The organism is Sphingomonas sp. HMP9 (assembly GCF_013374115.1).
Classification (GTDB): Bacteria; Pseudomonadota; Alphaproteobacteria; order Sphingomonadales; family Sphingomonadaceae; genus Sphingomonas.
In genome coordinates this window covers 1,529,272-1,542,052 of record NZ_AP022673.1, presented here as the reverse complement: position 1 = coordinate 1,542,052, position 12,781 = coordinate 1,529,272, and the positions used below count along the sequence as shown (strand labels likewise).

Genomic DNA, 12,781 nt, shown 5'->3' with positions numbered 1-12,781 from the left:
AAGCGCTGCGTTTCGGTACCCTAGGCTCCCGCTTTCGCGGGAGAACGGGGCCGCTTACGCCGCCAGATCGATCTCTTCGCCGGCCGCCGCCGCCAGCAATCTGCGCTCGAGCGTCCTCAGCCGCGCAGGCTGGGTGATCCGGTCGCCCGTCAGATCGGTGATGTAGAACGTGTCCACCGCACGCTCGCCATAGGTGGCGACATGCGCGGAGTGGATCGTCACCTTCGACTGAAACAGCGCATTGGCGAGCTGGTTGAGCAGCGCCGGCCGATCCCGCGCATTGACCTCGACCACCGTGAACCGGTTCGACGCCTTGTTGTCGACCAGCGCATTTGGAACTATGTCGAACGCCTCCGCGCGCGTCCGGGGCAGGGGTTTTGCCACCAGACGATCAGCGAGCTTGCCGCGATTCGCCAGCGCGTCTTCGATCGCCGTTTTAAGACGCGCCAACTGGCCGGATTCATCAAAAGGCCGTCCGAACGGATCCTGGACGAGAAAATTGTCGATCGCCATCCCGTCGCGCGTGGTGTGGATCCGCGCATCGATGATATTGCCGCCGGCGACGTGGATTGCCCCCGCAATGCGGTAGAACAGGCCGGGATGATCGGCCGCGTAGATCGTCACCAGCGTCGCGCCGCGCCCTGGATAGACATGTGCGTCGATCGCGAGCTGGGCATCGCCGGTGCTCGCGAGGAAGCGTGCGTTGTGCGCGAGCACGTCCTCGGGTTCGGCGATCCAATAGGCTTCGGGCAGGCGGTGGACGAGCGTTGCGAACACCTCCTCGCTCCATCCGAGTTCGTCGCGAAGATGCGCCTGCTTGGCCGCGATCCTCTCGGCACGGCCCTTCTGCTTGTGACCCAGCCGCAGCACTTCTTCCGCCAGTTCGTACAGATCGCCGAGCAGCTGGCGTTTCCAGCCGTTCCACACGCCCGGACCGACCGCGCGGATATCGACGATCGTCAGCGTGAGGAGTAGCCGCAGCCGCTCTGGGCTCTGCACCACGTCGCAGAAGTCGAGGATCGTCTTGAAGTCGCTAAGGTCGCGTTTGAACGCGGTCGCCGACATCAGCAAGTGCCAGCGGACCAGCCATGTAACGGTCTCGGTTTCCGCCGGCGTCAGCCCGAAGCGCGGGCACAGCCGCTGTGCGACCTCCGCCCCCAGGATCGAATGATCCCCGCCACGGCCCTTGGCAATGTCGTGCAGCAGCACCGCGACGTACAGCGCGCGCCGCGACACGATCTGTTCGAAGATCGCGCTGGCGAGCGGATGATCCTCCTTCAGCACGCCGTTCTCGATCCGCGCGAGCAGCCCGATCGCGCGGATGGTGTGCTCGTCGACGGTGTAGTGATGGTACATGTCGAACTGCATCTGCGCGACGACGCGCGCGAAGTCGGGCACGAACCGGCCGAATACCCCCGCCTCGTTCATCCAGCGCAGCACGAGTTCGGGATCGCGCGGGGACGTCAGCACGTCGAGAAACAGCGCGTTGGCGGTCGGACTCGTGCGGACGTCGTCGACCAGCTTTGCGTCGCGCGCGGCGGCGCGCATCGCGAGCGGGTGGATCTCGACGCCATGCTTGTCGGCGAGCTGGAAGATCTCGATCAGGCGTTCGGGATCGGCCTGGAAGAAGTCGTCGCTCGGCAGCGCAAGCCGGCCGCGATCGAGCACGAAGCCGTTGAGCTTGCGTGGGGAGCGGCGGATCGTCGGCAGGCCGAAGCGCCGTCCGCGCGCGGCGAACTTCTCGTCGAGATGCGCGAGGAAGACGCCGCTGAGCGTGCCGACGGTCTTCGCCTGCAGGAAATAGAACTGCATGAACCGCTCGACCTTCGACTTGCCGGGGCGATCGGAGAATCGCATCCGGTCAGCAATCTCGCGTTGCAGGTCGAAGGTGAGGCGATCCTCGGCGCGGCCGGTGATGCTGTGGAGATGGCAGCGCACCGCCTGGAAGAAATTGTCCGCGCGGTGGAACAGGCGATATTCGGCCTTGGTGAACAACCCGACCTCGACCAGTTCGGCGGCCCGCTGGACGTCGTAGATATATTTGCCGATCCAGAACAGCGCGTGGAGATCGCGCAGGCCGCCCTTGCCCTCCTTGACGTTGGGCTCGACGACGTAGCGCGTGTCGCCCATCTTGCGGTGGCGCGCATCGCGTTCGGCGAGCTTGTCGGCGATGAAAGTGCGCGCGGTGTCGGCCTGGACCTCGGTCTTGAAGCGGTGCGAGGCCTGTTCGTACAGCTCGGTGTCGCCGCAGACGAACCGCGCCTCGAGCAGCGCGGTGCGCACGGTAACGTCGGCCTTGGCCTGGCGCACCATTTCGTCGAGCGAGCGGCTGGACTGGCCAAGCTTCAGGCCGAGATCCCATAGCGCGTACAGCATCGATTCGATCACCCGCTCGGCCCAGGGCGTCTGCTTGCCGGGCGTCAGGAAGCCGATATCGACATCGGAATGCGGCGCCATCTCGGCTCGGCCATAGCCGCCGACCGCGATCAGCGTCAGCCGCTCGCCGATCGTCGGGTTAGGCAGGGGGTAGAGACGCTGCGTCGTGAAATCGAACAGGATGCGGAGCAGCGCATCGATCAGATAGGCCTGTGCGCTGGACGCTTCCAATCCGCGCGACGGGTGCTCGATCAAACGACGTTCGACCTCGATCCGCCCCTTCTCCAACGCAGTCTTCAGCAGTGCGGTCGCATCGCGGCGAAGTGCGGTTGCGTCCACGCCTTCCAAGGCGGCGATGGTTTCGGCGACGGCGCGGCGATCGATGATCGTGCGACGGTTGGGGAGGTGATCGAAACGGCCGGACATGATGTTCAGATAGGGGCGTAACGCCCGTGCGTCATCAGGATTGCGCAAACTGCCCGCGAAACGTAACCGGACGCGCGAGTGGAGGACGAAAATGAGCGAACCATTGCGTGTGGCCCTTGCCGGGCTCGGGACCGTTGGCGGCGGTGTGATCCGATTGCTGGATGCGAACCGCGAGTTGATCGCGCGGCGGGCCGGGCGCGAGATCGAGATCGTCGCGGTCTCCGCGCGCGACCGCGGCAAGGACCGCGGCGTCGACCTGTCGCGGTTCGCGTGGGTCGACGACACGACTGCGCTGGCGAAGCAGCCGGGCGCCGACGTCGTGGTCGAGCTGATCGGCGGGTCGGACGGCCCGGCACTGACGCTGGCGCGCAGCACGCTGGCGGCGGGACGCAATTTCGTCACCGCGAACAAGGCGATGATCGCGCATCACGGGCTTGAGCTGGCGCAGGCGGCCGAAGCCGCGTGGGTCGCTTTGAAGTTCGAGGCGGCGGTCGCGGGTGGGATCCCGGTAATCAAGGGCCTGCGCGAAGGCGCCGCGGCGAACGAGATCGCGCGCGTCTACGGCATCCTCAACGGCACCTGCAATTTCATCCTGTCGAAGATGGAATCGGAAGGCCGCGATTTCGCCGAGGTGCTCGCCGAGGCGCAGGCGCTGGGGTTCGCCGAATCCGATCCGAGTTTCGACATCGATGGCGTCGATGCGGCGCACAAGCTGTCGATCCTGGCTGCGGTAGCGTTCGGGACGCAGCCGGCGTTCGACGACGTCGCGATCAGCGGCATCCGGCATCTGCTGGGCGCGGACATCGCCGAAGCGGCCGCGCTCGGCTACCGCGTGCGGCTGCTCGGGCTCGCGGAAGCGGGGACGGACGGGCTGTTCCAGCGTGTGCATCCGCATCTGGTGCCGATCGATCATCCGCTGGCACACGTCACCGGATCGCTCAACGCCGTCGTAGCCGAGGGTAATTTCGTCGGCCGGTTGCTGTTCCAGGGCGCCGGCGCGGGCGATGGACCGACGGCGAGCGCGGTTGTTGCGGATCTGATCGACATCGCCCGCGGAGAGTTCGGCCCGCCGTTCGCGATGCCGGTCGCATCGCTTACCGCTGCGCCCAAGTCAGACAGCGGCGAACGACGCGGACGCGCCTATCTGCGCTTTACCGTGGCGGACCGGGTCGGCGTGCTGGCCGAGATCGCGGCGGCGATGCGCGATGCAGGCGTGTCGATCGAGAGCCTGATCCAGCGCGGGGCGATTTCGGATGGCAGCGTGCTGGTCGCGATCGTCACGCATGAAAGCCCGGAACGCTCGATCGCGCAGGCGCTGGAGAAGTTGCGGGGATCGCAGAGTCTGGTTGGTCAGCCGATGTGGATGCACATTCTCGATTGAGGCGAGGGGGCAGACCGTCTTACTCAACGTCAACCACCCTGGCGAAGGCCAGGGCCCAGGTGGAAAGGCCATAGTAACGACACGTGCGTTCAGTTAGCGCCGTCCTCCAACTGGGCCCCGGCCTTCGCCGAGGTGGAGGACAACAACGCGAACCCGCCTTGTTCTCCCGCGAAGGCGGGAGCCCAGACTGGGTCCCCGCCTTCGCGGGGAAACATGCTGGCTCAGTCCGCGGGGAACGCTGATTTACTTCGCCGGATCCTCCAGCACGATCGGTACGCGGTTCGACGTGTCCGGCTTTTTCCGAAACTTCCGCCCGACGTCCCGAACCAGCGCCATAGCGTCCTTTCCCTCGCCATTCTCGCAACAGCTATGCGGATCGATCAGGGCGCCCACACCGCGGATCAGCACGACTGGAACCGTCAGCAGATCGACCCCGGTGCACCCTCCCGGCGGACACACTGGCCCGGCATTGTCGAGCGCCGCGCGAGGGTCGCCGGTGGATTGGCGTGGTCGATCCTGCGGCTGGCGTTCGCCGGGCAGGGGCAGGCGTTGCTCGGCAGCGCCCTTCCCACCGCAGACGACGACCTCGGTCGGACTGGAACCAGGGCAGGCGGGCGGATTGAGGATCGACCAGCGTTGAAGCGGCGGTGCGACGATCGGCGCAGTCGGGGCAACGGCTTGAAGCAGGATCGATAGCAGGATCATGGCAGGCCCAGGCCTAGTTCACGGTGCCGGCGGGACCATCGAGGTCGATCGGCACGCGGCCGCGCTTGTCGGGTTTCTTCGCGAGCGCGCTCTTGATCAATCCCACCGCAGCCTTTGCAATCGGCACGATCGGCGGCCCGAAGCCCACCTGGCACCCCCATTGGCTTGCCGCACAGGGCGTGTTCTCAAGCTGTAGTGCGCGGACGGCACTGAGTTCGGGATTGGAAGCGACCGGGTGATCAGGAGGGCCACGGTCGTCGCGCATTGGCAGACGCGGGGTCACCGTCGCGGACTTGCCACAGACGACGATCTCGCTGCCGTTCTGCGTCTGCGTGGCACACGGGTCGACGAGGATCGAGAACCGCTGCGGAACGGGCGGTACCGCAGAGACAGCGGCCGCCTGGAGAAGGGCAGAGACGATGATGGCGATCATCCGGAATCCCTACGGCGAAGGCTTGCGAAACGATGTGCCGCCTTCGCCACCGACGGTCATGGTGACGCCCGCCATACCGCCGCCGACCTGGAACGGGCTGAGATCGTCGAGCGGCGAGGTACGATGCAACAGGCGCGTGCGCTCGTTACGAACGCTTTCATGCTTGGGATCACCCGCGTCATGGACGACGAACGGAACGCGAAACCGGTCTGCGGTCCGCATGCCGCAAACGGTGATGTCGGTTGAGTCGACGATCGTGGGGCAGGGGCGCTCGGCCGCCATACGTGCCTTCGCGGTCGCGATCAGCGGGTCCTCGACCAGTATCGGCAACAGCATGACCAGCATTGACGCCTCCCGGACAGACACGCAGACTGGCCGCGATCGTCTGCCGGGGCAAGCGTCATTACTCGATCTTGGTGACCCCGAGCCTGGGAATGTCGATCGCCGGGCACCGGTCCATCACGACCTGTAGTCCGGCGGCTTCGGCGCGAGCCGCTGCTTCTTCGTTGACGACGCCCAGCTGCATCCAGACGGCCTTGGCTCCGGCTGCGATTGCTTGGTCGACCGCTTCGCCAGCGGCGGCCGAGTTGCGGAAGATGTCGACGATGTCGATCGCGTCGCCAAGCTGCGACAGTTCGCGGAAGACGAATTCGCCGTGGATGTGCTCGCCGGTGATCTGCGGATTGACGGGGATGACTCGGTAGCCATGCGCCTGCAGCTTGGCCATGACACCGTAGGAGGGCCGATCGGGACGGTCGGAGGCACCGATCATCGCGATCGTGCGCGCACCTTCGAGCAGGGTCTTGATATCGGCATCGGCGGTCAGCGGCATCGATGCCTCCTCTTCGGGGAAACCTGGTCCGCTCGTACCGCAACTCTACGCGTTGGGTACGACCGGTAATCAGACAACGCTGATCGCGCTCGCCGGTTTCACAGGGTGCCGAGCCATGCGACGACTTGAGCCGCAATTGGCATGAACACAGTATCGTCCGGGCTCGCAGCCGGCGGCGTGCCGGCATCGGAGGACGTGCGGATCGAGATCGTCAGCGGCACGCGGCCCAGAAACGGGATGCCGAGCTCGCGCGCGGCGGCTTCCGCGCCGCCATGGCCGAACGGGTCCGACGCCTCGCCGCAGTGCGGACAGACATAGCCCGCCATATTCTCGACGAGGCCGATGATCGGAATCCCGGCTTTCTCGAACAGGTCGATCGCACGACGCGCGTCGATCAGCGCGAGATCCTGCGGGGTCGAGACGATCACGGCCCCTGCGGGCCGGTATTTCTGGACCATGGTCAGCTGCACGTCGCCGGTGCCGGGCGGAAGATCGAGCACCAGAGTATCGGTCGCGCCCCAGTCCGCTTCGACCAGCTGGCCGAGCGCGCCTGCCGCCATCGGCCCGCGCCACGCAATCGCCTTGCCCGGTTCGACGAGCTGTCCCATCGAGAGTAGCGGCACGCCGTATGGGGTCGCGACCGGATCGAGCACCTTGTCCTTGGCCGTCGGCCGCGTGCCCTCGACGTTCATCAAGCGGGGTTGTGACGGCCCATAGATATCGGCGTCGACCAGGCCGACGCGACGACCGGCGCGCGACATCGCGATGGCGAGATTGGCGGCAAGTGTCGACTTGCCGACCCCCCCTTTTCCGCTGGCGACCGCGATCAACCTGCGCGTCGAGCGTTCGGCGGTCACTGCGATCCGCACTTCCGATACGCCGGGCTGCGTCGCCGCCATGCGGACGGTCGCCTCGAGCGCATCGCGCGCCTGCGGGTCGAGCCCGGTCGCATCGATGATGATGCCCGCGCGCGTCCCTTCCATCCGAACGGTCGCCCGCTTGCCTGCCACTGCGGCAACCGCCGCCTTTACCGCTTCGATGTCGATCATGCGGGCCAGATAGGGCCGCTAAGGGCGCTTGGCACTGTTTTTCCTCCCGCGCCTACCTATAAAGGTTAGTATGACGATCTTCTCGCGCTGGTTCCAGCGCCCCGATATCCTCGCCACCGAAACACCGAAAGGCCCCTGGGGCGGTTCGGGCGACGACGGTAACAGCGGCCCTCGCAACCCCTGGGCGCAACCGCCGGGTGGCCGCAAGGCTACGGCAAAGCCCACTGCGCTCGACGAATTCCTGCGCAAGGCGCGGGGCTCCGGCGGCGGTGGTGGCGGCAATGGCGGCTTTGGCGGCCTGCCGTCGGGCGCCAACGCCCGCGCGCTCTGGGCGATCGGCGTCGCGATCATCGTGGTCGTCTGGATCCTGTTCACCTCGATTCACCAGATCGGCCCGCAGCAGCGTGGCGTCGTGAGCTATTTCGGGAAATATGCCGGCACGCTCGACCCGGGCATTCGCCTGACGATGCCCGCGCCGATCGCCGACGTGACCGTGGTTGACGTCCAGAAGATCCGCACCGACAATTTCCCCGTCGGCGATGGCGAGAATCTGACGCTGACCGGCGACCAGAACATCATCGACCTCGCCTATTCGGTTCGATGGGACATCGCCGATCCGCGCGATTACGTGTTCCAGCTCGCCGAGCCGAACGACACCGTCCGCGCTGCCGCCGAGAGCGCGATGCGTGCGGTGGTTGCGACGACCACGCTCGACCAGGCGATCGGGACGGGGCGTACCGTAATCGAGCAGCGCGTCGCCGAGCTGACTCAGCAGATCCTCAACGATTACAAGTCGGGTGTGCGCATTCAAGGCGTCGCGATCAAGCAAGCCGCCGCGCCCGCCCGGATCGTCGAGGACTTCAACGCCGTCACGGCTGCGCAACAGGAGGCAATCGCCAACCTCAACCAGTCGCGCTCCTATGCGCAGCAGGTCGTGGCGCGGGCGCAGGGCGAAGCCGCGTCGTTCGACAAGGTGTACGAGCAGTATAAGCTCGCCCCGGAAGTGACGCGTCGCCGTATGTATTACGAGACGATGGAGGCGGTGCTCGCCAAGAGCGACAAGACGATTGTCGAAACGCCGGGCGGAGTGGTGCCGTATCTGCCGCTGTCGAATGCCAAGCGTCTGCCGAATCCCGAGGCGGTCCAGGCGACGCCAGCGCCGGCCGCGGCGGCGGCTGCCCCCCAGTCTGGAGCTGCCCAGTGAACGCCGTGAGTTTCCGCAGTCCGATCGTGGCCGGCATTGTCGCGCTGCTGCTGGTCATCCTGGCCGCATCGACCTTCGCGATCGTCCCCGAGACCAAGCAGGCGGTGATCCTGCGCTTCGGCCAGCCGATCCGCACCGTGAACGCCTGGCAGCCCAACACGCCGTTCGGCCAGACCGGCGCAGGCCTTATTGCGCGCATCCCGTTCGTCGACCGGATCGTCTGGATCGACAAGCGTGTGCAGGATCTCGAACTCGACAACACGCTCGTGCTGTCGACCGACCAGCTGCGGCTCGAGGTCGATGCCTATGCGCGCTACCGGATCGTCGATCCGCGCAAGATGCGGAACGCGGTGGGCAGCGAGGATCGGATCCCCGATCAGCTGCGCCCAATCCTCGGGTCTGCGCTGCGCAACGAGCTCGGCAAGCGACGCTTCGTCGAACTGCTCAGCCCCGAGCGCTCCGAGCTGATGGACAATATCCAGAAGGGTCTGCAGCGCGTCGCCAGCCAGTACGGCGTCGAGATCGTCGATGTCCGCATCAAGCAGGCGAACCTGCCTGTCGGCCTGCCGCTAGAAAGCGCGCTCAAGCGCATGTCGAGCGCCCGCCAGCAGGAGGCGATCACGATCCGCGCAGAAGGCCAGAAGCAGGCGCAGATCGTCCGCGCGCAGGCCGACGCGGATTCGGCTAAGATCTATGCCGAGAGCTTCGGCAAGGATGCCGACTTCTACGATTTCTACCGCGCGATGCAGTCGTACCGGCACACGTTCGGTGCAGATGGCGGGGCGGCACCCGAAGGGTCGACGTCGATCATTCTTTCGCCGAACAACAGCTATCTGAGGGAATTCGAAGGCCGCGGGCGTTAAGCCTGCGGAACCTTTGAACGCCGTTCATATTCAAGCATCATTCAGGACGGCCTGCCTAACGGTGATCTGTTTCGATTGATGAAACGAGAGGACAACATCTAGTGCGTTACGCCTACGCCATTACCAGTGCTCTTCTCCTCGGCGGTGCGACCGCCACGCTCGCGCTCCAGCCAAGCGGTGCGCAGGTCGCACAGAACGAGCCGGGCGCGATCCAGGCCGTCTCCCCCAAGCCCGGCGCGCCGATGAGCTTTGCCGACATGGTCGCGCGGCTCCAGCCCGCTGTCGTCAACATCTCGACGAAGCAGACGATCGTCCAGAAGCAGCAGGCCAATCCGTTCGCGGGCACGCCGTTCGGCGACCTGTTCGGCGGCATGGGCGGCGGCGGCGGTCAGGGTGGCGCCCCAGTTAAGCGCGAGGGTGCCTCGCTCGGCTCGGGTTTCCTGATCTCGCCCGACGGTTATGTCGTCACCAACAACCACGTGATTTCGCCGGGCGCGCAGGGCGCGACGGTTGATTCGATCACGGTGACGCTGAGCGACAAGAAGGAATATGTCGCCAAGGTCATCGGCAAGGATCAGGAATCGGATCTCGCGCTGCTGAAGATCGATGCGGCCAATCTGCCGTTCGTGAAGTTCGGCGATTCGAACGGCGCGCGCGTCGGCGACTGGGTCGTCGCGATCGGCGAGCCGTTCGGTCTGGGCGGCACCGTTACCGCGGGTATCGTCTCGGCGATCAACCGCGTCACCGGCCAGGGCGGTGCGTATGACCGCTTCATCCAGACCGATGCGTCGATCAACCAGGGCAACTCGGGTGGCCCGATGTTCGATCTGAACGGCAACGTGATCGGCGTGAACTCGCAGATCTTCAGCCAGTCGGGCGGCAATATCGGTATCGGCTTCGCGATCCCCGCGGCCGTCGCCAAGCCGATCATCGCCACCTTCATGAAGGGCGGCACGATCGAGCGCGGCTATATCGGCGTCCAGCTGCAGCCGGGCGGCACGATCAACGAGGATACCGCAGCTGCACTCGGCATCGCCAAGAACCAGGGCGAGCTGATCAACGACGTGACCGCGGGCGGCCCGGCGGCAAAGGCCGGCGTGCGCGCGGGCGACGTCGTCACCAAGGTGAACGGGCAGGTCGTGACGGTCGACCAGTCGCTGTCCTACCTCGTCTCGAACGTGAAGCCTGGCCAGACCGCGCGTCTCGACATCCTGCGCAACGGCAAGCCTGTCGTCGCCAACGTGGTCGTCGTGCCGCGTCCGAGCGCAGAGAAGTTGGCCGCTGTGGTCGGCGGCGACGCGCAGGGCTTCGGCACGGACGACGGCGATGACGGTGACGATTCCGCCACCCCCGCCGCACCGACGGCCGGCGCCGCGCTTGGGATCGGCGTCCAGCCGCTCACCCCGGCGATCGCACAGGCAGTGGGCGTCGAGGCGAGCACGCAGGGCGTCGTCATCGCCATTGTCGCGCAGACCAGTGATGCGTTCGGCAAGCTGAAGCGCGGCGACGTCATCATCTCGGTCAACGGCTCGCCCGTCCGCACCGCGGTCGACGTCCAGAACGCGGTCAACGTCGCTAAGACGGCTGGTCGCCCGCAGGTCCTGTTGCAGGTCAAGCGTGGACGCAGCCCGGCCCAGTTCCTGCCGGTCAAGATCAAGTAATCCACGACCGTCACGATTAGCCTGAAAGGACCGTCGCTCCCCCGAGCGGCGGTCCTTTTTCTTTGCGGCGCACGCGGTTAGGGTCGGCGCCGACTACAAAGGACGACAGCATGAGCAACGGCATCTTCATCGGCGCGAGCGTGGAGGGCAAGCCGCAGACGCTGGAATTGAAGCGTGCGAACCGCCACGGCCTGATCGCGGGCGCGACCGGCACCGGCAAGACGGTGACGTTGCAGGGGATCATCGAGGGGTTTTCGGCGAACGGCGTGCCGTGCTTCGTCGCCGACGTGAAGGGCGACCTGTCGGGGCTCGCGATGGCCGGATCGCCGACCGCCGAGACGCATGCGAGCTTTGCCGAGCGCGCCAAGGCGATCGGCGACGATAGCTGGGCCTATGCCGACAATCCGGTGCAGTTCTGGGATTTGTTCGGCGAGCAGGGGCATCCGATCCGCACCACCATCAGCGAGATGGGTCCGTTGCTGCTGTCGCGGCTGATGGACCTGAACGAGGTGCAGGAGGGCGTGCTGACGATCGCCTTCCACGTCGCCGACAAGGAAGGGTTGCTGCTGATCGATCTCGACGATCTGCAGGCGATGCTGACCGAGTGCGCGGGCCGCGCCGACGAGCTGACGGTCACCTATGGCAACGTGTCGAAACAGTCGATCGGCGCGATCCAGCGCTCGCTGCTCCAGCTGCGCACGCAGGGCGCGGAGAGTTTCTTCGGCGAGCCCGCGCTGGAGATGAACGACTTCATCGGCGTCGACGATCGTGGTCGGGGGATCGTCAACATCCTCGCAGCCGACAAGCTGATGGCTTCACCCAAGCTGTATTCGACCTTCCTGCTGTGGCTGATGAGCGAGCTGTTCGAGCATCTTCCCGAGGTCGGCGATCCCGACAAGCCGGTGCTGTGCTTCTTCTTCGATGAGGCGCATCTGCTGTTCGACGAGGCCCCCAAGGCGCTGCTCGAGAAGATCGAACAGGTCGTTCGGCTGATCCGATCGAAGGGGGTGGGCGTGTATTTCATCACGCAGAACCCGATCGACATTCCCGACACCGTCGCGGGTCAGCTCGGCAACCGCGTCCAGCATGCGCTGCGCGCGTTCACGCCGCGCGATCAGGCGGCGGTGCGCGCCGCGGCGGAGACGTTCCGCGCCAATCCGGGCGTCGATGTCGCCACGATCATTACCGAGCTGAAGGTCGGCGAGGCGCTCGTGTCGCTGCTCCAGCCCGACGGCGCGCCGACTCCGGTCGAGCGTACGCTGATCAAGCCGCCCGCGTCGCGCGTCGGACCGATCACGCCCGCCGAGCGCAAAGTGATGATCGAGACCGATGCGATCGGCGCAAAATACGACACGCTGGTCGATCGCGAATCGGCGGAGGAATTGCTCGCGGCGAAAACCGAGGAGGCGAGCGCCGCGGCGGCCGAGGCGAAGGCGACCACCGAGGCGGAGAAGGCGGCGGCGGCGCAGGCGAAGCTCGAGGCTAAGGCGGCCAAGGAGGCCGAGCGCGCGCGGGTCGCGGAGCAGCGCGAGGCGGATCGTCAGGAGCGCGAGGCCGAGCGCGAGGCGGCGAACTCGCCCTGGACGAAGATGGCGACCTCCGCGACGCGCGCGGCAAGCTCTTCGATCGGGCGGCAGGTGGCGAACGAGATCGGCAAACAGGTGTTCGGCACGACGTCGCGCCGGCGGTCGTCGTCGAGCGGCGGCCTGGTCGGCACGGTGCTGCGCGGGGTTTTAGGCGGGCTGTTCCGGGGGTAGACTAGCAACGTGATAGGGGGCGGGCTGCCCCCCAAACAAACATACCACCCCGGCGGAGGCCGGGGCCCAATTGGGGAACGGAGGTAACGTCGGG

General features: G+C 66.2%; 11 protein-coding genes. 5 read left to right on the top strand and 6 right to left on the bottom strand.

The features are described from left to right. Positions 1-54: 54 nt before the first annotated feature. A complete protein-coding gene (locus HMP09_RS06830; protein ID WP_176499744.1) occupies positions 55-2,802 on the bottom strand; it encodes a [protein-PII] uridylyltransferase in 2,748 nt (915 codons plus the stop codon). A gap of 91 nt (positions 2,803-2,893) precedes the next feature. Here HMP09_RS06830 and HMP09_RS06825 point away from each other — a divergent pair, with 91 nt between their 5' ends. Continuing rightward, the gene (locus HMP09_RS06825) at positions 2,894-4,183 is read left to right on the top strand and encodes a homoserine dehydrogenase (protein WP_176499743.1); all 1,290 of its coding nucleotides are present in this window, start codon (positions 2,894-2,896) and stop codon (positions 4,181-4,183) included. A 243-nt stretch (positions 4,184-4,426) separates the two neighbouring features. Here the strand turns inward: HMP09_RS06825 and HMP09_RS06820 are convergent, their stop codons facing one another. The 5 genes from HMP09_RS06820 to HMP09_RS06800 form a co-directional block, all read right to left on the bottom strand. Beyond that, entirely contained in the window at positions 4,427-4,888 is a 462-nt protein-coding gene (locus HMP09_RS06820; protein ID WP_176499742.1) for a hypothetical protein, read from the bottom strand. A gap of 13 nt (positions 4,889-4,901) precedes the next feature. Further along, complete coding sequence (locus tag HMP09_RS06815; RefSeq protein WP_176499741.1) at positions 4,902-5,321, bottom strand: hypothetical protein; 420 nt, start codon at positions 5,319-5,321, stop codon at positions 4,902-4,904. A 9-nt stretch (positions 5,322-5,330) separates the two neighbouring features. Further along, positions 5,331-5,666: a hypothetical protein gene (locus tag HMP09_RS06810; RefSeq protein ID WP_176499740.1), complete on the bottom strand. Its 336-nt coding sequence runs from the start codon at positions 5,664-5,666 to the stop codon at positions 5,331-5,333. A gap of 58 nt (positions 5,667-5,724) precedes the next feature. Then, positions 5,725-6,153 (bottom strand): CoA-binding protein, encoded by a 429-nt coding sequence (locus HMP09_RS06805; protein WP_176499739.1) that lies wholly within the window; start codon positions 6,151-6,153, stop codon positions 5,725-5,727. Between the two features lie 98 nt (positions 6,154-6,251). Continuing rightward, positions 6,252-7,202, bottom strand: coding sequence for an Mrp/NBP35 family ATP-binding protein (locus HMP09_RS06800; RefSeq protein ID WP_176499738.1), 951 nt, complete (start codon positions 7,200-7,202; stop codon positions 6,252-6,254). 70 nt (positions 7,203-7,272) lie between these two features. Between HMP09_RS06800 and hflK the strand changes: the two genes are divergently transcribed. The 4 genes from hflK to HMP09_RS06780 all read left to right on the top strand — a co-directional run bounded on the left by hflK (position 7,273) and on the right by HMP09_RS06780 (position 12,687). Then, on the top strand, positions 7,273-8,406 hold the full coding sequence (gene hflK, locus HMP09_RS06795) for a protease modulator HflK (RefSeq protein ID WP_176499737.1): 1,134 nt from the start codon (positions 7,273-7,275) through the stop codon (positions 8,404-8,406). After that, positions 8,403-9,269 carry a protease modulator HflC gene (gene hflC, locus HMP09_RS06790; RefSeq protein ID WP_176499736.1) on the top strand — a complete coding sequence of 289 codons (867 nt, stop codon included), beginning with the start codon at positions 8,403-8,405 and terminating at the stop codon, positions 9,267-9,269. Before hflK ends, hflC begins: the two co-directional genes overlap by 4 nt. A gap of 101 nt (positions 9,270-9,370) precedes the next feature. Continuing rightward, positions 9,371-10,930, top strand: a complete 1,560-nt coding sequence (locus tag HMP09_RS06785) for a Do family serine endopeptidase (protein ID WP_176499735.1) — start codon at positions 9,371-9,373, stop codon at positions 10,928-10,930. A gap of 110 nt (positions 10,931-11,040) precedes the next feature. Beyond that, the gene (locus HMP09_RS06780) at positions 11,041-12,687 is read left to right on the top strand and encodes a helicase HerA-like domain-containing protein (RefSeq protein WP_176499734.1); all 1,647 of its coding nucleotides are present in this window, start codon (positions 11,041-11,043) and stop codon (positions 12,685-12,687) included. Positions 12,688-12,781 lie beyond the last annotated feature (94 nt).